The organism is Pedobacter sp. FW305-3-2-15-E-R2A2 (assembly GCF_038446955.1).
Lineage (GTDB): Bacteria > Bacteroidota > Bacteroidia > Sphingobacteriales > Sphingobacteriaceae > Pedobacter.
In genome coordinates this window covers 3824397-3848381 of sequence record NZ_CP151803.1, presented here as the reverse complement: position 1 = coordinate 3848381, position 23985 = coordinate 3824397, and the positions used below count along the sequence as shown (strand labels likewise).

At 41.8% G+C, this 23985-nt stretch carries 19 protein-coding genes; 17 read left to right on the top strand and 2 right to left on the bottom strand.

The window, feature by feature from the left end:
- The first annotated feature begins 52 nt into the window (after window positions 1–52).
- Window positions 53–1405, top strand: a complete 1353-nt coding sequence (locus AAFF35_RS15315; protein WP_342327392.1) for a Gfo/Idh/MocA family oxidoreductase — start codon at window positions 53–55, stop codon at window positions 1403–1405.
- 156 nt (window positions 1406–1561) lie between these two features.
- On the opposite strand, the gene AAFF35_RS15310 is transcribed toward AAFF35_RS15315, so the two are convergent.
- Window positions 1562–1822 (bottom strand): hypothetical protein, encoded by a 261-nt coding sequence (locus AAFF35_RS15310; protein WP_342327391.1) that lies wholly within the window; start codon window positions 1820–1822, stop codon window positions 1562–1564.
- A 259-nt stretch (window positions 1823–2081) separates the two neighbouring features.
- On the opposite strand from AAFF35_RS15310, the gene AAFF35_RS15305 reads away from it, so the two are divergent.
- From AAFF35_RS15305 to uxuA, 7 genes are all read left to right on the top strand, one after another.
- Window positions 2082–2420: a helix-turn-helix transcriptional regulator gene (locus tag AAFF35_RS15305; protein ID WP_069381434.1), complete on the top strand. Its 339-nt coding sequence runs from the start codon at window positions 2082–2084 to the stop codon at window positions 2418–2420.
- A 157-nt stretch (window positions 2421–2577) separates the two neighbouring features.
- Window positions 2578–4536: a sulfatase-like hydrolase/transferase gene (locus tag AAFF35_RS15300; RefSeq protein WP_342327390.1), complete on the top strand. Its 1959-nt coding sequence runs from the start codon at window positions 2578–2580 to the stop codon at window positions 4534–4536.
- Between the two features lie 39 nt (window positions 4537–4575).
- Window positions 4576–5253 (top strand): response regulator transcription factor, encoded by a 678-nt coding sequence (locus AAFF35_RS15295; RefSeq protein ID WP_342327389.1) that lies wholly within the window; start codon window positions 4576–4578, stop codon window positions 5251–5253.
- Entirely contained in the window at window positions 5250–6503 is a 1254-nt protein-coding gene (locus AAFF35_RS15290) for a HAMP domain-containing sensor histidine kinase (protein WP_342327388.1), read from the top strand. The genes AAFF35_RS15295 and AAFF35_RS15290 overlap by 4 nt, the downstream gene beginning before the upstream one ends.
- Window positions 6504–6566: 63 nt before the next feature.
- Window positions 6567–7790, top strand: a complete 1224-nt coding sequence (locus tag AAFF35_RS15285) for a metallophosphoesterase family protein (protein ID WP_342327387.1) — start codon at window positions 6567–6569, stop codon at window positions 7788–7790.
- Window positions 7791–7895: 105 nt separating this feature from the next.
- A complete protein-coding gene (locus tag AAFF35_RS15280; RefSeq protein WP_342327386.1) occupies window positions 7896–8717 on the top strand; it encodes an SDR family oxidoreductase in 822 nt (273 codons plus the stop codon).
- A gap of 4 nt (window positions 8718–8721) precedes the next feature.
- Complete coding sequence (uxuA, locus tag AAFF35_RS15275; RefSeq protein WP_342327385.1) at window positions 8722–9897, top strand: mannonate dehydratase; 1176 nt, start codon at window positions 8722–8724, stop codon at window positions 9895–9897.
- Here uxuA and AAFF35_RS15270 read toward each other — a convergent pair.
- Window positions 9894–10928 carry a LacI family DNA-binding transcriptional regulator gene (locus AAFF35_RS15270; RefSeq protein WP_342327384.1) on the bottom strand — a complete coding sequence of 345 codons (1035 nt, stop codon included), beginning with the start codon at window positions 10926–10928 and terminating at the stop codon, window positions 9894–9896. The two genes, uxuA and AAFF35_RS15270, sit on opposite strands and share 4 nt — an antisense overlap.
- 187 nt (window positions 10929–11115) lie before the next feature.
- Between AAFF35_RS15270 and AAFF35_RS15265 the strand changes: the two genes are divergently transcribed.
- The 9 genes from AAFF35_RS15265 (at window position 11116) to AAFF35_RS15225 (ending at window position 23931) form a co-directional block, all read left to right on the top strand.
- Window positions 11116–12228, top strand: coding sequence for a glycoside hydrolase family 18 protein (locus AAFF35_RS15265; protein WP_342327383.1), 1113 nt, complete (start codon window positions 11116–11118; stop codon window positions 12226–12228).
- Between the two features lie 97 nt (window positions 12229–12325).
- The gene (locus tag AAFF35_RS15260; RefSeq protein ID WP_342327382.1) at window positions 12326–13003 is read left to right on the top strand and encodes a hypothetical protein; all 678 of its coding nucleotides are present in this window, start codon (window positions 12326–12328) and stop codon (window positions 13001–13003) included.
- 37 nt (window positions 13004–13040) lie between these two features.
- On the top strand, window positions 13041–15080 hold the full coding sequence (locus AAFF35_RS15255; RefSeq protein WP_342327381.1) for a hypothetical protein: 2040 nt from the start codon (window positions 13041–13043) through the stop codon (window positions 15078–15080).
- Window positions 15081–15204: 124 nt separating this feature from the next.
- The gene (locus AAFF35_RS15250; RefSeq protein ID WP_342327380.1) at window positions 15205–16533 is read left to right on the top strand and encodes a hypothetical protein; all 1329 of its coding nucleotides are present in this window, start codon (window positions 15205–15207) and stop codon (window positions 16531–16533) included.
- A 146-nt stretch (window positions 16534–16679) separates the two neighbouring features.
- On the top strand, window positions 16680–17279 hold the full coding sequence (locus tag AAFF35_RS15245; RefSeq protein ID WP_342327379.1) for a TetR/AcrR family transcriptional regulator: 600 nt from the start codon (window positions 16680–16682) through the stop codon (window positions 17277–17279).
- A 164-nt stretch (window positions 17280–17443) separates the two neighbouring features.
- Window positions 17444–18586 (top strand): efflux RND transporter periplasmic adaptor subunit, encoded by a 1143-nt coding sequence (locus tag AAFF35_RS15240; RefSeq protein WP_083362012.1) that lies wholly within the window; start codon window positions 17444–17446, stop codon window positions 18584–18586.
- An 8-nt stretch (window positions 18587–18594) separates the two neighbouring features.
- A complete protein-coding gene (locus tag AAFF35_RS15235; protein WP_342327378.1) occupies window positions 18595–21786 on the top strand; it encodes an efflux RND transporter permease subunit in 3192 nt (1063 codons plus the stop codon).
- Window positions 21787–21822: 36 nt separating this feature from the next.
- Window positions 21823–23232, top strand: coding sequence for an efflux transporter outer membrane subunit (locus AAFF35_RS15230; RefSeq protein WP_342327377.1), 1410 nt, complete (start codon window positions 21823–21825; stop codon window positions 23230–23232).
- 99 nt (window positions 23233–23331) lie between these two features.
- Window positions 23332–23931: an RNA polymerase sigma-70 factor gene (locus AAFF35_RS15225; protein ID WP_342327376.1), complete on the top strand. Its 600-nt coding sequence runs from the start codon at window positions 23332–23334 to the stop codon at window positions 23929–23931.
- Window positions 23932–23985: the final 54 nt, after the last annotated feature.

The following is a 23985-nucleotide window of genomic DNA, read 5'->3' as shown; positions in this document are numbered from 1 at the left end:
GCCAACCGGAGTTTTTATCTGAACCGAACATATATAATGAACTAAATAAATTATGAACAGAAGACAATTTGTGAGAAGTAGTGGCATCACTGCGGCAGCCCTGACTGTTTTACCGGAGCAATCAATTTTTGCAGGTACCAAAGCAGAGAAGATCAAGGTTGCTATGATTGGAGTTGGATTAAGAGGCCAGAATCATCTTGATCTTTTACTGAAAAGGGATGATGTAGAATTGGTAGCCATCTGCGACGTAGAAGAAAGAATGCTGAATTCGGCTAAAGCTATGATCGCTAAAAGCGGCAAACCCATGCCTAAAATCTATACTGGTGATGAAAATGCCTGGAAGAAACTACTGGAAACAAAAGGTTTAAAAGCGATTGTTATTGCCACGCCATGGGAATTGCACAAACCGATGATCATAAAATCTTTAGAAGCTGGTATTAAATACGTAGCGACTGAAGTGATGCTGGGCATCACCTTGCAAGACCATTGGGATGTGGTACAGGCAACAGAAAAATACAATGGACATGTAATGATGTTGGAAAACGTATGTTACAGAAGAGATGTATTGGCTGCCTTAAATATGGTACGTCAGGGTGTATTTGGAGAAATCCTGCATTTACAAGGCGGTTACCAGCATGACCTGAGAGAAGTAAAATTCAATGACGGGGTAAAACCTTATGGTGGCGGCGTAGAATTTAACGAAAAAGGATTCTCAGAAGCTAAATGGAGAACCAACCACTCTGTACACCGTAACGGTGATTTATATCCGACTCACGGAATAGGTCCGGTTGCGCAATGCGTGAACATCAACAGGGGTAATAAGTTTTTAAAACTAAACTCTTTTGCCACCAAATCAAGAGGACTCCATAATTATATTGTAGAAAAAGGAGGAGAAAGTCATCCGAATGCGAAGGTGAACTTCCGTTTAGGAGATATCGTGACCACTACCATCGACTGTGCGAATGGAGAAACCATTATTTTGCAACACGATACCAATTTACCGAGACCATATTCCTTGGGTTTCCGCGTTCAGGGAACAAAAGGATTGTGGATGGATGTAAATAAGAGCATCTATGTAGAAGGAGTGAGCAAACCACATGCATGGGATCCTGCAAAAGAGTGGTTGGATAAATATGATCACCCACTTTGGAGGAAATATGGCAATGATGCACAAGGTGCAGGTCATGGTGGCATGGACTTCTTCGTTATCCATGCTTTCATCGAAGCAGCAAAAAGAAATGAGCCAACTCCATTAGATGTATATGATGCAGCAGCATGGAGCGCAATCACACCATTAAGTGAGCAATCTATAGAACTTGGAAATGAAACCATCGATTTCCCTGATTTTACCAGTGGAAGCTGGATGACGAGAAAACCGATCTTCGCACTAAACGACGATTATTAATAACAGAATTTTATGTTCAAAAAAAGATCAGTATGTTTTTTCATACTGATCTTTTTTTATGAATTCTCTAAAATATTTAGTTTTCCATTCGGTTCATTTTGGAGATTTTATTGTTATTTTTTTGAAAATAAAAGAGTCAAATCTGATTTCTTAACGTTAACTTAACATTGGAAATGCATCTTTGTATATGTTTTTAACCATTCTTGCTTTAACCTTTTTAGGGTTTGCACTCATCGCAGCGTTCAAAATGGAATCTTTTTTACAAGGTTTTTTATTTATTGTCGCTTTATGCCTGGTCGCCGGAGTTTTATATTTATTTATCCTCTTCCCAGGGTTTTCGGGATTGGCTGTAGCAATCATGTTAGGGGCCTTTATATTAAGGCAAACTAAAAAATAATCATTATTTATTTTGCTCATAAACAGCTGATTATGAGAAAAAGTGGTGACATCGGTGAAATGCGAAAAATCGTTTCCTATGGTCAAAATAAGGGCAAAAATCACAAAAAAAATTGTGGGTTTTTATGCCCTTTTTTTATGCCTTTTGTCCCTAAAACTTGCTGTCAAAAAGTCAGTTTTGATTATTAATTTCAAAATTTTGTAATAATATGATAATATTATATTTAATATTTCTTAAATTTATTTCAATTAGGGGTTATTACAAATAATAATATTCATTATGAAAACATTAGGGGAGAAATTTAGAATTTTAAGACAAAAAAAAGGGGTCAACCAAAAAGCGATGGCCGATCTGCTGGACATTTCAATTCCGGCGTACTCAAAACTGGAAACCAGTATTACTGATCCGAACTTTAGCCGCATCAATCAGATCGCTGAAGTACACGGATTAAGTTTAAGAGAGTTTCTCGATGTTGGGGAAGAAGGGGTAAGTGAACACATTCAGATTATTGAACAACTGAAGGAAAAAATCAGTCAGTTGGAAAGCTCTGTAATCCGTTTGCAAAGCAAACTGATCGACTTATATGATAAGGAAGATCAGCGCAACAAAATTGCCTAAACTTTAAAACACCTGGTCAATCAGCGGCTTTTTCATTTTTTAATGTGAAGCCGCTGACCGATCAGTCTTTCGCCTGGGAATTAGGTTGAAAGAGCTGTTTAACTTCAGTTTTTCTTCAGAATAGGAAGGTACATTTGACGGTATAATTTATGGTCTTATGAACGTTACTTTTTTGTTCAAAAACAGGTACAGTGTTCTTTTTTCTTTTGTAGCTGTCTTTATATCCGCGTCGTTCCTGATTCGTCTCGGACTGGTGACAGCTACAATTGAAAAAACACATTTTTCCTTCCTTTCTATCTTCCGGATATTTACTCAGGGTTTGTTTTACGACCTCGGCGTGTCTGTCTTTCTGGTCTTGCTTTACTCCTTGTATTTATTCCTTCTGCCACAATGTTTTATTAAGTCGTGGTTCAATATTTTCATGAGCTATACCGGCTTACTTTTAATGCTCATTATCGTGGTATTTTCTTTCTTTGCTGAACTTACTTTCTGGCAGGAATTTGAGAGTCGGTTTAACTTTATTGCCGTAGATTATCTCGTGTATACCTATGAAGTCATCAACAATATCAACGAATCTTATCCTTTACCACTGCTGATTGGCGGAGTCCTGCTCATCAGTGTTTTTATACTTTGGTTACTGATTAAAAAGGGCGTATTTAAAACCGCTTTTGAATCAGATACTCCTTTAAAAATAAGAGGGCTTATTTCCGGGACAATTATTTTCTTAGCCTTATTTTTCAGCCTCTTTGTGCGCAATTCCTGGGCAGAAGAGGGGAACAACAGGTTCCATGATGAACTTGCAAAGGCCGGGATATATTCGATCTTTGCTGCCTTTAAAAACAACGAACTCAACTACAACCAATTTTATCAACTCCTGAATGAACCGGAAGCATACCGGCTGATCAGAGCCGAATTACAGGAAGCAAACAGCAGCTACCTGAGCAGTAGCCGGAGCATAAAAAGAAAGATCAGCGGTAGCGGAAGCACTTATAAACCTAATGTGATCATGATTACAGTGGAAAGCCTGAGTGCCGACTTTATGTCGCATTTCGGAAATAAGGAACGGCTAACCCCGGTATTGGATTCTCTGGCTTCTGCAAACCTTTTGTTTACCAATATGTATGCAACAGGAACAAGAACCGTCCGGGGTATGGAAGCATTATCGCTGGCTATTCCCCCAACACCGGGCAGCAGCGTCGTTAGACGTCCGAAAAATGACAGCCTGACTACGATCGGAAACATCTTTGAAAAAGCAGGCTATGAACGGACTTTCTACTATGGGGGAGATGGCTATTTTGACAATATGAATCAATATTTCGGCAGCAATGGTTACAACATTACCGACCGGGGCAGAAAAGTTATGGCTGGCGACAACTACCTGACCAAAAGGACGATCATCACTGATGAACAAGTACATTTTGAGAACGCCTGGGGAATCAGCGACGGAGATTTATACGATGCAGTGATCCGTGGAAGTGATGAGCAGTTTGAGAAAGGAAAACCATTTTACAGTTTTATCATGACAACCTCTAACCACCGTCCTTTTACGTATCCAAATGGAAAAATAGACATTCCTTCAGGAACGGGAAGATCCGGTGCCTTAAGGTATACTGATTACGCCATTGGTCAGTTTATCAAAGAGATCCGGATGAAACCCTGGTTCAAAAACACGGTGGTCATCATTGTTGCAGATCATTGTGCCAGCAGTGCCGGGAAAAATGAAATTGACATCAGTAAGTACCACATTCCCTGTCTGGTATTAAATCTGCCGGATGCTAAAAAAAGAGAGGTAAACAAGGTTTGTTCACAGATAGACCTCTATCCAACTTTATTTAGTCTGTTTGGCTGGAGCTACGAAAGCAACCTTTACGGCAAGGATGTCTTGGCCGCAGGTTATGTCCCAAGGATTCTGTTGGGAACCTATCAGAAGCTGGCTTACCTAAAAAGAGATAGCCTGGTCGTGCTTAGCCCTCAGCAAAAAGTAAGTACTTTTATCTACGATAAGAAAACGAATGAACAGCAGCCGAAATCTTTTTCCGGAAATGTTTTAAAAGAAGCGATCGCCAATTACCAGACGGCATACGACCTTTTCAAAAATGGCGGCCTGCATCAATAATAATTGTTAAATTGATTCACCTACAGCAACCTTTGTTCGATGAAATTACTACTAGTTGAAGATGAGCAGTCACTTCGGGAAAGTATCCTTACTTATTTTAGTGCAGAGGGAAATATCTGTGAAGTAGCCTGCGACTACCGTGCCGCGATAGAAAAGATCAATCTTTACAGTTACGATTGTATCTTGCTGGATCTCAGTCTGCCTGGCGGAGAAGGCATGGAGATTCTCCGGGCTTTAAAAAAGATGAATAAGAATGATGGCGTACTGATCATTTCTGCCCGCCATTCTCTGGATGATAAAGTGGATGGCCTTAACCTGGGCGCGGACGACTACCTTGTCAAACCCTTCCACTTGTCTGAACTCCAGGCCAGAGTGACTGCAATTGTCCGCAGGAAGAGCTTTGATGGCAATAATACCATTGTTTTTAATGAGATCAGTATTGATACCCTGGCCATGAAAGTCAAGGTCAACACCAACTCGCTCAACCTGACGAAGAAAGAATTTGACCTGCTCGTTTACTTCATCGCCAATCAACGCAAAGTAGTCACAAAGAATGCCATCGCAGAACACCTATGGGGAGATGAGATTGATCTTTCTGATGATTTTGACTTCATCTATACACACATCAAAAACTTACGAAAGAAACTCATAGAGGCAGGCTGTCAGGATTACATCAAATCGATGTATGGTGTTGGTTATAAGTTCGATAACGTATGAAACTTGCCAGTCGATATAACCGGGTAAACCTGGTTGTTTCCCTAATTGTATTGCTCCTTACCGGAGTTATTTACTATATAGTGATCCATTTTATATTAACAGAAAAACTCGACAGAGACCTTAGGATTGAAGAGGATGAGATCAGGGCTTATGTCAGTAAGTATCGTAAACTTCCGCTTCCGGGTGATTTTCAGGACCAGAAAGTAAGCTACAGACCCCTAAAAAAGGCCGATAGCCTGGTACGGACTTTCAGCAATTGCGTTTACCTGAATGAGAAGGAAAATGAAGCAGAACCGGGAAGAAGCCTGCTGACTTATATCGTGGTAAACAAGCAGCTATTTGAAGTAACCGTAGTAAAATCCAGACTGGAAGCGGAAGGCCTGGTTAAGCTGATTTTTCTGATTACATTGGGAATTACGACATTTTTACTCCTCCTGCTTTTTCTCCTCAACCGTTTCTTGTTAAATAGTTTATGGCGCCCATTTTACAGCATGCTTGATCAAATGAAAGCCTTTAATCTGGCTGATAAAAATGAAATCAATGCGGAGTTTAGCAAGGTTGATGAATTTACGGAACTCAACCAGGCAGTTTTAGCGATGTCCCAGCGCGTTAAGCAGGACTACAAGGAACTAAAGTCTTTTACGGATAATGCATCACATGAAATGATGACACCACTTGCGGTGATCAATTCAAAGCTGGATACGCTGTTACAAACCGCAGGGTTCAGCGACCAGCAAGGGGAGTTGATTGAAGATATTTATCTGGCTATAGGACGTTTATCCCGTTTAAGTCATTCTCTATTACTGCTCGCGAAAATTGAAAACAACCTGATAAAAAATGAGGAACTGATCGACTTGAAAGAGTTGCTGAATCAAAAGGCACGACAATTTCAGGAGTTGCTACAATCTAACGAGATCAGCATCAGTTTAAATCTGGAAGCAAAAACCGTTTCTATGAGTAAATACCTGGCAGATATCCTGTTAAATAACCTGATGAGCAATGCCATTCGTCATAATTTGAAATCAGGTCATATTGATATTTTACTAAGCGCTGATCAATTGATATTTAGCAACACCGGTATTGCCGTTGCATTAGACGATACCCGGACTTTTGAGCGTTTTAACAAAACTGCCAGCTCTGAAGGAATGGGCCTTGGATTGGCCATTTCAAGGCAGATCTGTAATTTATACCGCTTTAAACTCAGCTATCAGTATGAAAATGGAAGACATTCCTTTATCATCAGTTTTTAATCGTTAGTCTTTGTATTTATCTGGGCTAAAGGCTTTATTTGCAGGTTCATTTCAACCACAAACATGAACCAGGAAAAATTTAAACGGAGAGACTTTATCGGATTAGTTTCTAAAACAAGTATTCTCGGGCTCGCCATCTCACCACTTGCCTCCTTAGCGGACTCCGCTACGGAATCAAAAGATGCGCTACCAGCCACAGACCATGTGTTTCTAACGCCACCTTATCTTCAGCATCCCGCTCCGGATAGCATGACCTTAATGTGGATCACAGCAAAAGACTGTTACAGCTGGGTAGAACTCCGGGAAGGGGAAGCTGCCATAAAGAAAATACATGCGGTGACCGACGGAATGGTCGATGCAAATGATCGTTTGCATAAGATCAGTCTGAAAGATTTAAAACCAGGAACGACTTATACTTATAAAGTGTTCTCAAAAGAGATCCTCAGTTATGAGCCTTATAAGATCAGTTATGGAGAAACGATCGAAAGTAGCCCTTATGAATTTAAAACGCCCGCTGCAAATGCAGATGAGGTTTCTTTATTGATCATGAACGACATCCATGACCGGCCACAGAGCATTCCTCAGCTGATGGCATTAAATGGAAATGATCCCTACGACTTTGTCTTCTTTAACGGCGATATTTTTGATTATCAAACGGATGAGAATCAGATCATCAAAAATATGATCATTCCCTGCACCAGTTCTTTTGCCAGCAGCAAACCTTTTATGTTTATCCGTGGGAATCACGAAACGAGAGGGAAGTTTGCACGCCAGTTGCCTGCCTATTTTCACAATATAGATGGCGGACAATACTTCAGTTTTACCAGAGGACCGGTACATTTTATTGCCCTGGACACCGGAGAAGACAAAGAAGACAACCATCCGGTTTATGCTGGACTGATTGATTTTGATACTTATAGGAGAAAACAAGCCGTTTGGCTGGAAACACAATTGAAAAGCAAAGCGTACAAAAAGGCTAAGTTTAAAGTGGTCATCATGCACATCCCTCATTACCATTCCGGTGATGGACATGGCACCTTACATTGCAGGGAGGTTTTTGGCCCCTTGTTTAACAAATATAAGATTGACCTGATGATCTGCGGACATACCCATACCTATAAGGTTCATCCGGCGGAGGAAGGACATCAGTTCCCCATCATCATCGGCGGAGGTCCAAAGGATGGAAAGCGGACTTTGATTAAACTGAAAGCCAATCAGCGCCAGCTCTCGCTCCGCATGCTCGCAGACAACGGAATGGAAGTCGGCAATTTTGAGCTCAACAGATAAGGTAAAACGCAAACGTTATCGTAAATATTTAAGAAGGATCGTAGTTATACGAGGCTAAATTTCATTAACATTGAATGAAGTATTTAACCTATATAAACTTAAATTATGAATGGCAAAGATCTGTTTTCATTAGAAAATAAGGTGATTGTAATCACCGGAGCTACCGGTGTACTGGGAGAGTCATTTGCCCTGGCAGTCGCTGCTGCAGGAGCTAAAGTGGCCATTTTAGGCAGAAATGAAGAAAAAGCAAATGAAAGGGTGAAAGCCATCACCGTAAATGGGGGTGAAGCCATCGCAGTGATCACTGATGTGTTGAATGAAGAAGCCCTGATTGCAGCAAGAACACAAATTTTAAATGCCTGGGGAACCATTGATGGCCTCGTAAATGCAGCCGGTGGAAACATTCCGGGGGCAACGATTGCCCCTGATCAGAACATATTCGATATCAATATTGCAGATACTCAAAAAGCGGTAGAGCTCAATCTTTTCGGAACGGTGCTTCCAACTCATGTGTTTGGAAGGGTCATCGCAGAGAAAGGAAAAGGCTCTATCGTGAACATCTCTTCACTGGCTGCACAGAGACCTTTAACAAGAGTGTTGGGCTATACCATGGGAAAAACTGCAATAGAAGGTTATACCAAATGGATGGCTGTAGAGCTGGCTCAACGATATGGCGACCGTGTACGGGTGAATGCACTGGCACCTGGTGTCTTTTTAACCGAGCAAAACCGCTCTTTGTTGACGAATACAGATGGTTCTTATACCGATCGTGCACAACGTTTCGTAAACCATACACCCTTCGGCAGACTGGGGAATCCGGAAGAGCTCAATGGAACGCTGATTTATTTGCTGAGCGATGCTTCTGCTTTCGTAAATGGAGAAACAATATTAGTTGATGGTGGATTTAATGCCTATAGCGGCGTATAAGACAATGGATAAAAAGAATCATAAATTAGCTCAGACCTGGCGCTGGTACGGGCCATCTGATCCGGTAAGCCTGCAGGATGTTAAACAGGCAGGAGCAACTGGGATTGTCAGCGCGCTACACCATATCCCACATGGTGAAGTCTGGCCATTGGCTGACATTCAGGAACGCAAATCAATTATTGAAGCTGCCGGATTAAATTGGGCAGTAGTGGAAAGTGTACCTGTTCATGAAGCCATTAAAACCCGGCGTGCAGATGCAGGTCAGTATCTGGAGAATTATAAAACAAGCTTGAAAAACCTCGCTTCCTGCGGAATCAAAACGGTATGTTATAACTTCATGCCTGTGCTCGACTGGACGCGTACGCAGTTGGACCTGGTGATGGAAGATGGTTCCAAAGCGCTTTATTTTAATTGGACAGACCTTGCCGTTTTTGACCTTTTCATTTTAAAAAGAGAAGGAGCAGCAGCAGATTATGAGGAAAAGATTCGTACCAAAGCAGCGCAACGTTATGCCGAATTAAGTCCCTCAGAACTGGAGCTGCTAAGGATCAATGTGCTGATGGGCATTCCGAATGAAAAAGAAATCGAGCTGGAAGCTTTGCGCAGCAGTATTGACGAATATAAAGCCATTGGTACGGAAGGACTTAAAGAAAACCTGATCTGGTTTCTGAATGGCATCTCCGAAGTTTGTGAAGAAGAGGGCATCAAAATGACCATTCATCCCGATGATCCTCCTTATCCGATCTTAGGGCTTCCAAGAATTGCAAGCACTAAAGCGGATCTGCTTCACATTATCAACAGTGTAAATCAGGAATTTAATGGCATTTGCTTTTGCACCGGATCATTGGGTGCAGGGATGGACAATAACCTGCCTGAAATCTTCGAAGCGGTAAAAGAACGGGTTCATTTTCTACACCTTAGAAATGTGACCAAAGATGAAGAAGGAAACTTTTATGAAGCGGACCATCTGGGTGGCGATGTGAATATGTATGAGGTAATGAAAGCAATCGTGAAGGAAAATGCACTTCGGAAACAACCGATTCCTTTCCGTCCTGATCATGGTCACCAGATGCTGGATGACCTCCATAAACAAACAAATCCAGGTTATTCCGCAATAGGACGCTTACGCGGACTTGCAGAGTTGCGTGGATTGGAATTGGGCATTACCGGAAATTATTAGTTCTTCTGGCTGGAAGACCTCACCAGGATCTGGGTTTTTAACTTAATGGTTTCAAAACCCTCTTCCGGATGCTTCCGCTCAATTAAAGAAATCAATTTATCGGCAGCAAGCTGTCCGATTTCAAAAGCTGGCTGATGTATGGTACTCAACGCAGGGTTCATGGCATCGGCCAGTTCTGTATTGGTGAATCCGATCAAAGCAACATCCCCGGGGATGTGATAGCCTAATTTATTCAGCAAAGTGACACACCTGGTGGTAATTTGATCTGTTGTGGTAAAGATCGCATCCGGTGGTTCCGGTAAAGACATATAATATTTGATCGCCTGCTCCAGATCCGCATTGAGCCGGTTCGTATCCGTATAGTCACAAGACCTGAGATAGGCCGTTTTAAATTCGATTTTCTGATCAGCCAGTGCCGCTTTATATCCATTCAGACGATCGATAGAGATGCTCAGGTTGGTATTGGTATTTAAGTGCGCAATCCGCCTGTATCCGTTTTCAATTAAATGCATGGTGGCATCATAAGCGCCTTTAAAATTATCGGCCCCGACCTTATGGGTCTCCATTTGATCCGTCAGCCGGTCGAAAAGTACCACTGGTAAACCCGAAGCCTGCAAGGCTTTAAGGTAGCTGAAATCGATCGTCTCGCAGGCTGGAGAAATGAGCAGACCGTCTATCCCTCCGGCATACAATAAATCTATACAGGCAATCTCTTGTGCCTGAGACTCCTTGCTTTGCATGATGATGATCTGGTAAGACTTTCCTGTGCTGACCTTATCAATCCCATCCAGCATTTGCGCAATCACATTGTTATCCAATGAGCAAACCACCACGCCAATAGACCTGCTTTTTCCTTGTTTTAAACCCTTGGCCATCCGGTTAGGAACATAATGATGTTCCTTGGCATAAGCCATCACTCTTTTCTTGGTTTCCTCACCAATTTCGTAACTGTCGTTCAGGGCTTTGGATATCGTGGAAGTAGATAGATGGAGCGCTTTCGCAATATCCTTTAAGGTGATACTGTTGTTCATGCCGGTTTCATTTTGAGGCCTAAATTGCAATTATTAGGGGAGATAAGGCTCATTTTTTTTTATATTTTGGTAATTCTTTAATTACATGCAACGGCTGTCGTTATAGCAAGGGGCTTTGCCTCGACATCCTTTTCATTTTATCATAATATTTGATAGCTTTAATAGAAATGAAATTAACATTGATTTTATGAAGATGAAAAGAACGCTGGTTTTATTCCTGTTGGTGATATTGTTTGGCGCTATGAAGAAAGAGCGCCCTCAGAAAGTCGTAATTGGCTACGTAGGTGGCTTCAGGGGCCTTGTTAATGCCGATTTGATCGCTGCAGAGAAACTGACACATATCAATTATGCTTTTGTGGATGTCCAGCGTAACCGTGCATTTCTGACCAATGAAAAAACAGATACCGTTAATTTCCGCAAGCTCTTGCTCCTGAAAAAGAAAAATCCGGCTTTAAAAATTTTGATTTCCATAGGCGGTTGGGCATGGAGTGAAAACTTTTCAGATGCCATGCTGACGGATACTTCCAGGGCTGCTTTTGCTATAAGTGCAGTAGATATTATTAGAAAGTATCATTTGGATGGGGTGGATATTGACTGGGAATACCCGGCCCAGGCCGGAGAAGAGGGAAATGTGGTCAGACCAGAAGACAAGCAGAATTTTACACTGATGTTTGAGGCATTGAGAAAGGAACTTGATGTGCTGGAAAAAGAAAGCGGCGCAAAGAAATTACTGACCACCGCTGTGGGCGGCTTTCCAGATTTTCTAAAACATACGGAAATGGATAAGGCCGCTGCTTATCTGGATTACATCAACCTCATGACTTATGATTTCTATTCCGGGAAGATCGCCGGACACCATACTAATTTATATCCTTCCAAACTTTATCCAACAGAAAACTCGGCAGATAAAGCCATCAGGGCTTATATCGCTGGCGGAGTACCTGCCTCGAAGCTGGTGATGGGCATTGCCTTTTACGGAAGAAACTCGAAGGTAGCAGCAGGAAGCACCACAGGATTGGGCGCAGGTTATGTTACCGGGGAGTTCGGAAGCGGCTTTAGTAAAATTAGAGACAGTCTGATCAATAAAAAAGGTTTCAAAGAGTTTAAAGATCAGGATGCAAAAGCTTCTTATCTTTTCAATGCCGATAGCCGTACTTTAATCACTTATGATGACGAATGGTCGGTGAGGGAGAAGTGCAAATATGTGACCAATCAGGGTATGGCCGGGGTGATGTTCTGGGAATATGCGTCAGATCCTAAAGAATATTTGCTAAATGAAATTGTTAAGTCACTGAAATAGTATACAAAAAGCCTACAGATGCATATTCATCCTAAATATTAAAGGACTAAATTATATCTTTGCGAAATTATATATTTTTAATATTGTTAAATCGCACATGATAAAGAGAAATTTGGGGTACTTTATATTAATACTATTGGTAGGCATGTTTTCTTCCTGTTTTCAGATTATAGAAGAAATTAACGTTGCTGCCAATGGCTCAGGGACCGTAAATTTGACGGTGAATCTGAGTGCGAGTAAAACAAAAGTGGCTTCTATTATGCTTTTAGATAGCGTAAATGGGTATAAAGTTCCTTCAAAGCAAAAGATTCACAAAGAAATGGATGAGGTGGTTGCTTACCTTAAAAACTCACCCGGCATCAGCAATGTGAAAAAGACGGTTGATCTGGAAAATTATATCGCCAGTGTCAGCTTTGCATTCAAGAACATTTCCAACATCAATAATGTCAATCAAAATGTGCTGAAGAAAATGAAAATTAAGGCCGTCAACAATTCTTCTTACAGCTATAATCCGGAAACCAATACTTTTCAACGAAGCTACGCACACACCAAAGAAGCCCTGACCGAATATAATAAGCTCAAGTCAGAAGTTAAAAACGTATTTAAAGAAGCGAGTTATACCAGCATTTACCGTTTTGAAAAACCGGTAAGCACCTGTTCAAATCCCCTGGCCAAAGTATCTAAGACAAAAAAAGCAGTCATGCTGAATACCGGCATGTTAGGCCTGATCAACGGGAAAACCAATATTTCAAATAAAATTGTTTTATCTAAATAAATCTACATTTTTACCTATCTAAATTATCAATCTACGCATGAATTACTTTTTTAAATCTGCAGTTACCAGTGCTTTTCTACTCGGTACACTGACAGTTAATGCCCAGGACCTTTCCCGTAAAATACCAGCTGATGCCATGGCCGTGATGACGATTAAGGGAAACAACTTCCTTGAACTGATGTCCGCTGAGGAATTCAACAATACGTTTATCGGAAAGGAAATGTTCAGTAAACTGGCAAAAGAACAAAACAACAATTATAACAGTGTGGAAGATTTTGGATTTAACCTGTCCTCTTCATTCTATTACTACAATCAAACGAACGATAGCGTTAGCTACAACTGCTTTCTTGCTCCGGTAAAAAATCTGGCTCAGCTGGACAAAGTCTTTGAGCAATCAGGTAAGAAGTTCAGCATCAATGGCAAACAAAGAACATTTTTCAATGCAGACTCTTCGAAGATCATGCGTTGGAATGATGAAATGTTACTGATGGTATTGGCGGATGGAAGAAGTGCTTATTTTGACCGCCCTGAAATTCGTGAACGTTTCGGAATGTCGGCTATCGAAGTAGCCCAGGAAGCGGTTGCGGTAGATTCAGCTGCAGCAGTGGAGGCGGTAGATGTCGCTGTTGATGCGGCCGGCGATCAGGCAATGGATGCCACTGAAGTAATGGTAGAGGAGCCTAAACCACGCGCAAGAGTTAAAAAGAAAGGCAGTCAGTCGGCGAAATCCAGAAAAACCAAATTAAAAGGAAAGAAATCGGCTAAGAAATCTTATAAAAAGAAACCAGTTAAGGTTCAACCTGCAGAAGATATCTATATGGATGCAGCCTCCGCAGCTGCAGAAGCTGTTGATAGTGTAGCAGTTATGGCAGACACGGCTTACTCTTATTACGACGATAAAAACTCACCTTATTACAAAGACAAGACGATCAAAACTGCGGTTGTAGCGCGTTGGACGGTTAAAATGATAGATGGTGCTTTTGCTGGTGCCGACCAGAATTCCATTATGAAAAACGCAGACTTTACTAAAAACATAGATCAGAAAGCTGAAATCAGTGTTTGGGTTGCAGGTGTAGAAAAACTAGGTAAAGCATTTATGCCTTCTACTCCATATCTAAAGGATTTCAATTTCCTTAGTGGTTATGGAACAGCAAATGCGAAATTGTATCTGGAAGAAAAATCTATTCGCATCAGTTCTGCAATGACTTTTGGCGAAGAGATGGGCAGCGTATTGAAGAAAATACACCAGAGAAAACTAAACAAGGCCTTTCTAAAATATGTAAATGAAGATAAATTGATTGGTTACATGGCCTATTCAATGGATACTAAAGCGTATCTGCAGGAATACCCAAAACTGGTTTCTAAAATCTACGGATCACTTTATTCAGATGAAATCGGAATGGCGACAGACCTTTTCTCTTTAGTATTAGATGAAGAAGCCATCAGTAAAGTGATCAAAGGTGACGGAATCTTTATTTTCAACGGATTGTCTCAAAAAGAAGTTTCTTATAAATCTTACGATTATAACGAAGAAAACTTTGAGACTACTGAAGTTATGAAAACGAAAAAAGAGACTTTGCCGGACTTCCTTGCAATGATCTCTACTGAAGATACCCGACTGATCAACAAACTGATCGCTTATGGTGTAAAAAAAGAAGTAGTAAAAAGTAAGAACAGCTATTATGAAGTGACCATTCCTAAAAGCCCGCTCGCCTTATATTTCGCCATTAAAGAAGGGGTGATTTTCTTAGGTACCAATGCCACGGAAATGGAGCAGATTGTAAGCAATACGTATCAGGCTAAGGTTTCCGGCAAACATAAAAGCGCATTGTTAGGGAATAACTATGCGGCTTACTTCAGTCCGAAAAGACTGGCAGGAAAAATTCCTGCTGAAGAACTTGGAAGCCCTGCTAAAATCGAGAAAGCCAATAAAACATTGAATTCTTTGGGAGATATTTATATCAGGTCTTATCCGATGAATGGCAATACCTTTGCCGGAGAAATCAGCATGGATACACCAGCAGATCAAAAAAATTCATTGAAATATCTGTTCTCAGTGATTGAAAATCTGAAGTAGTGAAAAGGCTGTTTCATCAGGATACGATCTCTGATGAAGCAGCTTTATACTGTGGTAATGAGACCATCATGATGGTCTCATTACCACACGAAAAGACAAATATTTTCTGATGAAATTACATCCGATGAAAAAAATATTAAAAATATCAGCAGCAATAATCATATTGCTGCTGATTTCCGTTTATGGGTACTTGCAATTCCGGGAATACCGTTCGTATCAAAACAAGATTCATAAAGATGCAGGCCTGGTTTTCAAGATTAATCTTGATGGAATCTTTCAAACCATGTCAGCGGATTTCATCAGCAACCCTGGCTATTATTTAAGCGAGGGCAAAAAGGAGGGAAGCAGCCCAAGGGGAATTTCTTTACCTGCAAATATCTTTGTTTATACCCTTCGTTCGAAATCTGCCGGCACTTATTTCTGTACCTTACCGGTAGCCGACAGCGCGGCGCTTGAACCATACCTGAAACGTGTTTTTAAACTGAAGACCTTTCTAAGAAACGCAAATGGAACCATCACAGGAAGCTCCGCAGATCAAAAGCTGACTGTGGTTTACAATGCGAACAGCCTTGCCATGGCCTATAGTTTTAAAAAAGAGGCGGTCATGGGGATTCTGAATGATTTACTGGAGCAGAAGAATATGATGGATCCCGGAGCTCCGGAAATGGTTGCTTTGAAAAAAGCAACAGGACACCTGAGCTGGAATTTCAACGAGTATTCGGGAAAGATCAATTTCAAAGACGGGCAGGCGCTGGTCGACTGTACTTTCCCGATTTCAGACTTAGGAATTCCCGGGCAAACAGGTTATAGAAATAGCTTTGCTAAAGATGCTGCCTTAAAAGTCTGGCTAAACGCAGGACTGACTGCTTTCTTAGCACATCAGGAATTTAATTTCAAGAATTTCAATTTGCAGTCCGACAGCTTGCTGAAGTCTTACGGTGCTTATGTTTCGCTGGAACTGGGGAAGAACATTACCCAGCAAGAGCCGGTCATCACTTACGAATACAATGACGACTTTGAGAAAGTTGCACAGACCACACTCAAAGCAACAGCGGTACCTCATTTGAAACTCAGCTTTGGCGGCAATCCTGATCTTATGCTAAAGTATCTGAAAATGAAAAACATCATTAACGATACCAATCAATTGAACAAGGAACTGTTTCCATTGTATCAGGTTTTTAGCTCCAGAAAAGACGATGGCTGGCAGTTGAGCACTAAGGAAGGAGATAACTTCCAGACGGAGTTGATCAGGAGCCCGTATTTTTTCTATGCAGCAGCAGACTTCAACCGGATTAAAGCGCAAAAACAATTTCCTCTGCTAAATTCCTACCTTGAACCGTTTACCCATTTGACATTGACCGCAACTAAGCTGGATGCCGGAAAGGGGAGGCTCCAGGGACAGATCGGTTTCAAGAGAAAAAATGTCAATTCCTTTTCTCAATTGATTAAGTAAAGAAAAAACACAAATAAAAAAGCCTTTCAGATACATCTGAAGGGCTTTTTATTGTATTTGACAAAGTAATGATATTAATATTCCAAATGCGCTGTACATTTGCTTAACAGTGTTAAATTATTTACACTATTCAATTTTCTAAACCAATGGGAAGTAAAGAACGCATACAGCGGTTGAAAGAGGAAACAAGACTCAATATACTAGATGCAGCTCTGGAAATCGTGAAAGAAGATGGCTGGCAATCACTCAGTATGAGAAAGATTGCGGATAAGATAGAATATACCGCACCAATCATTTACGAATACTTTGCCAATAAAGAAGGCATTCTCCTGGAATTAACCAGAAAAGGATACATCATCTTATTACAGGAATTGAAAGCAGAAAAAAGCAAACATACGCTTCCGGAAGATCAACTGGAAGGCATGTGGTTGGCTTACTGGAATTTTGCCTTTAAATATAAAGAGCTGTATCAGCTCATGTATGGCGTAGATATGAACTGTTGCGAAATGATGAAAGCCTTTCCGGAAGCGGAGGGAACCACAAACATTATTTGCGATGCCATTAAGGAGCTGATGACCGCAGATCCCATCAATGATGACCTGGTCTGTAGGAAATACTTCACCTTCTGGTCTGTTGTACATGGCTTGATTTCCATCAATTTTGTAAGAAAAGGTACCGACAATGAAACAAATCAACACATCCTGAGAGATGCACTCAAAGGAATTATAAAATACATCAACGATTAAATCATCGCAAACGGGTTTTAATCAGAATCCGTTTTTTTATTAACAGTTACTTAACACTGTTAAATTACTTATCCACGTTACACCCTCTTTAAATCAAACATATCATGAAATATTACCCCAACTTCCCGCAATCACTTAACACTGTTAAACGATCTACTAACGTTATGAAAACAATAATTTTACTTTCCACCGCCATATTTCTTTTTGGCTGTTCCAGCGAGCCGATGCAGGTTGCCAGCACAGCACCAGCGCCTTCATTGCCTGTGATCTCCATCACTAAGAGCGCAGAAACCACTTATCAGGAATACCCTGCATCCGTGCAAGGTGCGATAGATCTGGAAATCCGTCCACAAGTAGGCGGTGTTTTAGAACAGGTTCTGGTAAACGAAGGCGCCCTGGTTAAAGCAGGACAACCTTTATTCAAAATCAACTCCCTTCCTTTTACAGAGCAGTTGAACAATGCCAAAGCAAATCAACGCGCTGCAGAAGCTGCCGTATTAAATGCACAGCTTGAAGTCGATAAACTCGTTCCTCTTGTACAAAACAAGGTGGTTTCGGACATCCAGCTAAAAACGGCAAAAACGGCGCATCAGATCGCTGTAGCCAATGTTGCCCAGGCAAAAGCAAGTGTCGGTACGGCACAGATCAATTTAGGTTATACCCTCATCAAAGCTCCCGTAAGCGGATACATTGGCCGTTTGCCTAAGAAACAGGGAAGCCTGGTTTCCCCTTCAGATGTTTTGCCTTTAACCAACCTTTCTGATGTACATGAGGTACACGTTTATTTTTCTTTAGGCGAGGCTGATTTTATCAGTTTCAAAGAAAAATATCCTTCAGCAACTGCTGCCGGAAAATTGAAAAACCTTCCTCCTGTAGAATTGGTGTTATCCGATAATGGTACTTATGCCGAAAAAGGTAAGATCGATATGATCGATGGACAGTTTGATAAAACAACAGGTTCCATCACTTTGAGAGCGAGCTTTCCAAATGCTTCCGGTTTATTGAGATCTGGAAATACAGGTAAAGTAAGGTTAAGCCTGCAACATCAGGATGCGATGATGGTTCCTCAGTCGGCCACCGTAGAAGTACAGGACAAGGTGTTCGTATATGCCGTAGGTAAAGACAATAAAGTAGCCAAACAGCCGATCAAAGTTATCGGGATCAGTGGTACAAATTACCTGATCAAAGATGGTTTGAAATCCGGAGACAGGATCGTTTCCAAAGGAATGGAAATCCTGAAAGACGGAGATGCCATCACTCCTGAAGTATCAAAAGAAGAAAAAACATTAAAAATTGCCGCTAATTAAGACCAGTCATGTTTAAGATATTCATACAAAGACCGGTCCTTGCCACTGTGATCTCTATTCTGTTAGTGATCTTTGGAGTGCTCGGACTCTCAAAATTACCACTCCAACAATTCCCTGATATTGCGCCGCCGGCCGTACAGGTAATGGCACTATATCCGGGTGCAAATGCGGAAACTGTATTGCGTTCAGTAGCACCTTCCCTGGAAGAATCCATCAATGGAGTAGAGGGAATGAGTTACATGAGCTCTACTGCCAGTAATGATGGATCACTCGTGATCACCGTTTACTTTAAGCTGGGAACCAATCCCGATCAGGCTGCTGTAAACGTACAAAACAGGGTGGCACAGGCAACCAGTCAGCTTCCGGCTGAGGTGGTACAAGCCGGTGTCACCACTGCCAAACAACAGAACAGTCTGATCATGGTACTGGATATGTACACCGATAAAGAATCGGATTATGATCAGACTTTCCTGGCCAACTATGCGCAGATTAACCTGATTCCGGAGATCAAAAGGATCCCTGGTGTAGGTTCTGCCAGCATCTTTGGTGGAAACAAGGATTACTCGATGAGGGTTTGGTTAAATCCGGCGCAGATGGCCAGTTACAACCTGATGCCCAATGAAGTAATGGCCGCGATCCAAAACAAAAACGTAGAAGCGGCTCCCGGAAAATTCGGAGAGAGCAGCAAGAATGCTTTTGAATATGTGATCAAGTATAAAGGCAAGCTGAACCAACCTAAGGACTATGAAAATATGGTGATCCGTTCCAATGCAGACGGTTCTATATTAAGACTTAAAGATGTAGCGAGAATAGAGTTCGGTGCGTATACTTATGGAAGTTTAACCCGAATCAACGGAAAGCCCGGAATTGATGTGGGGATCTTGCAACTTGCAGGTTCCAATGCCAATGAAATCCAGATCAAGATTCAGGACTTCATGAAAAAAGCAGAGAAAGATTTTCCTAAAGGCGTAAAATATGATGTGCTCTACAGTACTAAAGTATCCCTGGACCAATCTATTGATCAGGTAAAACATACCCTCATTGAAGCCTTTATCCTGGTATTTATTGTGGTATTTATTTTCCTTCAGGATTTCCGTTCAACGTTGATTCCGGCAATTGCCGTACCGGTTGCGATCATAGGAACATTCTTTTTCATGCAGCTCTTTGGTTTCTCGATCAACCTCCTGACCTTATTTGCCCTGGTACTCGCCATCGGTATTGTGGTCGATGATGCGATCGTGGTGGTGGAAGCGGTGCATGCCAAAATGGAACACCATAACTTGTCTCCAAAAGCGGCAACAGCTTCTGCCATGCAGGAAATTACCGGAGCCATCATCTCCATTACGTTGGTGATGTCGGCAGTATTCTTACCGGTAGGATTCATGGAAGGTTCTACAGGTGTATTCTACAGACAGTTTGCTTTTACCCTGGCCATCGCTATTGTGATCTCTGCTGTAAACGCATTGACCTTAAGTCCTGCACTTTGTGCATTGTTCCTTAAAAATCCACATGCCAATAAACACGAAGCAGTAAAGACGACCTTTAAAGAACGTTTCTTCATTGGATTTAACAGCGGCTTTAACAGCTTAACCAATAAATACATTGGTAGTTTAAGGTTCCTGATCCGTTTTAAATGGGTAGGTATTGCAGGTTTGATCATCATCACCCTGTCTACCATCTGGATGGTTAAAAAAACACCTACAGGATTCATTCCTTCTGAAGATCAAGGCTTTATTGCCATCGCTTTATCTATGCCTGCTGGTGCTTCTCTGGAGCGTACCACTGAAGCATTGAAAGAAGCAGAAAAAATATTGATGCCTTTAGAGTCGAACCGACTGTTAAACGTGCTTTCCGGTTTTAACATCATGACGCAAAGTACCAGTCCTTCGGCCGGGGTTGCTTTCGTCCTGCTCAAACCAACGGAAGAACGTGGTAAGTTAAAAGGCATCAACGACATTATGAACGACATCAGGGGGAAATTATCTACTGTCAAAGGAGCCAATTTCTTCGTCTTTACCTTCCCTACAGTTCCAGGTTTCAGTAACGTGGATGGTTTGGACCTGGTATTGCAAGATAAAAGCGGAGGTAAACTGGATAAATTCAGCGGTATCGCCTATAATTTCATTGGTGAGCTGATGAAACGTAAGGAGATCGCCGTGGCCTTTACCACCTTTAAAGCCGATTATCCTCAATTGGAACTTAAAATTGACGACGAGAAGGCAGAACAACTTGGCATCAACACCAAAGACATCCTGCAAACCATGCAAGCGTACTTTGGAAGTGCACAAGCTTCAGATTTCAACCGCTTTGGTAAGTATTACAGGGTGATGGTACAGGCAGATATTGCCGACCGTTCAGATGCTTCGGCGATGGATGCGGTGTATGTTAAAAACAAACAAGGTGAAATGGTTCCGATCAGTACGGTAGCTACCTTATCAAGGGTGTATGGCGCAGAAACTGCTTCCAGGTATAACCTGTTCAACTCGATTGGGGTGAATGCCATTGCCAAACCTGGATACAGCTCTGGTGATGCGATTAAAGCAGTAGAAGAAGTAGCTCAGAAACACCTTCCTTCAGGTTATTCCTTCGAATTCTCGGGTTTAACGAAAGAGGAAATTTCTTCCGGCGGACAGTCCACGATCATCTTTATGTTGTGTCTGGTATTTGTTTACTTCCTGTTGTCTGCACAATATGAAAGTTATATCCTGCCTTTAGCAGTCGTACTTTCCATTCCAGCAGGTGTATTCGGGGTATTCGTAGCGATCGGACTTACCGGAATTGAAAACAACATTTATGTGCAGGTGGCATTGGTGATGCTGATCGGCTTGCTCGCTAAAAACGCGATCTTGATCGTAGAATATGCGGTACAGCGTAGAAAAGCAGGAAAAACCTTGATCGCTGCCGCATTAGAAGCCGCGAAACTGCGTTTACGTCCGATCATCATGACTTCCCTGGCATTTATTGTGGGATTGATCCCGATGATGACTGCCACCGGACCATCAGCTCTGGGTAACCACTCGATCAGTATTGGTGCAGCAGGAGGGATGATCTCCGGTGTAATTCTGGGCTTGTTCATTATTCCGGTGTTATTTGTGATCTTCCAATACCTTCAGGAGAAAATAAGCGGAAAACCACCGGTAGCAGAAGAAATCGGTCATGGGGTAACTGTAAATCCTGAGGCCAACATCATCTACTCTTAATTGATTTAATATACAGTAATAACAGCTATAGAACTAATGAGAACATATATAAACAGACTTGCACCGATAGTGATCCTGATCCTACTTGCCGGTTGTAAAGTTTCAAAAGATGTCGTAATCCCTAAAGCCAGCATTCCGGAGCAGTTCAGAAATGCAGCCTCTGCGGATTCGACCAGCATCGCCGGACTTACGGTCAAACAGTTTTTTACAGACCCGACCCTTCAGAATTTGCTGGATACTGCCCTGCTTAGAAATTACGATTTGCAGATTGCCTTGAAAAATATGGAATCTGCGGACTTACTGTTCAGACAATCCAAGCTGGGAAACCTGCCACAGTTGAACCTGAACATTACTGCCAATACCAACCGCCCTTCAGACAACAGTCTGAACGGCTTGAGTGCAGGCCAGTTTTTAAAGACCAAACACATCGAGGATTACAATGCCAACCTTGGCCTGAGCTGGGAAGCCGATATCTGGGGAAAGATCAGAAGTCAGAAACAAGCGGCACTGGCCACCTACCTGCAAACCGCGGAAGCTAAAAAAGCAATCCAAACCCGTTTAATTGCCAACGTAGCGCAAGGTTATTACCGTTTATTAATGATGGACGAACAAATGACCGTTGCCAAAAGAAACCTGGCTTTAAGCGACAGCACCTTAAAGATCATCCACATGCAATTTGATGCAGGACAGGTGACCTCTCTGGCCATTCAGCAGGCACAGGCGCAACAATTGGTAGCCGCACAGCTGATTCCGGAGCTGGAGCAGAACATCAGTATCCAGGAGAATGCATTGAGTATTTTAGCCGGTCAGCTTCCTAAAGCGATCGCAAGAACAGCTAGTCTGAACAAGATATCCTTTCCGGAACAACTTTCGGCAGGATTTCCATCAGCGATGGTGAGCAGAAGACCAGATGTAAAAAGCGCAGAGCTTTCTTTAAATATCTCTAATGCCCAGGTGGGAATTGCGAAAGCTGGTTTATATCCTTCTTTAAGCATTACTGCCAGTGGAGGATTGAATGCCTTTAAAGCAAGCAATTGGTTTAACATCCCGGCTTCCTTGTTTGGAACGGTAGCAGGAGGGATCACGCAACCGATCTTTCAGCGCAAGCAGTTGAGAACACAATATGAAAGGGCAAAGATCGATCGTGAAAAAACGGTGATTGAATTCAGACAATCCGTACTGAACGCAGTAGGAGAAGTTTCTGATGAACTGGTGAAAATTGAAAAGTTGAAACAACAATATACCATTGCACAAAGCAGGGTTGGAACTTTACAACAAGCCGTAAAAAATGCCAATCTGTTGTTTAAAAACGGAATGGCCAATTACCTGGAAGTCATCACGGCACAAAGTAATTCTCTTCAAAGTGAATTGGAACTGGCCAGCATAAAAACAGCACAACTCAACGCTTCAGTAGAACTTTACCGTTCTCTGGGAGGCGGTTTCTAATTCCTGCAGCGATCGTATTGTAAAATTTACATCGCGAAATGATAAAACTAAAGTTTTAATTATTTAACATTGGCCTTTATATGATCCTTTATAAAGGCCGTGTTATTTAATAGACCCGAAGGTTATACCGAGCTCGAATTGATGGAAGAAGTTGCAGGGGGCAACGAATCCGCATTCAACCTGTTGTACGAAAGGTACGCAGGTAAGGTGTATGCTATGGGCATGAAATACCTCAAATCCCCCTTTCTGGCACAGGATGCCGTACAGGAAATCTTTGTAAAAGTATGGAACAACAGAGGGGAACTGCCTTATGTGAAAAGCTTCCCTGCCTGGCTAAATACCATTTCCAGAAATCAACTCATCAATGAGCTTCAGAAACAGGTTCCTATGGAGACACTGGAAGAATTTCAGCCCGAGGAAAAGCATAAGATCGCAGTAGCTTCCGGTAATGACATTGATTTCAGGGAGTTGGAACAGCTCATCAAAAAAGGGGTAGAAAGTCTTTCCCCGCGACAACAGCAGATTTATAAACTGAGCAGGGAAGAGGGCTTAAGTCACAAGCAAATTGCCGAACAACTGTCCATTTCCTATGACGTGGTAAGGGAGCACATGAGCAAAGCCCTGAAGAACCTCCGTATTTTTTTGGAAAATAATTACCGCTATATGCTGCTGTTATGGCTGTTTTCCAGAAATCAATAAAAAAAAATTAAATACCACCCCCACAACTTTCCTTTTTAACTGTCTATATCATTG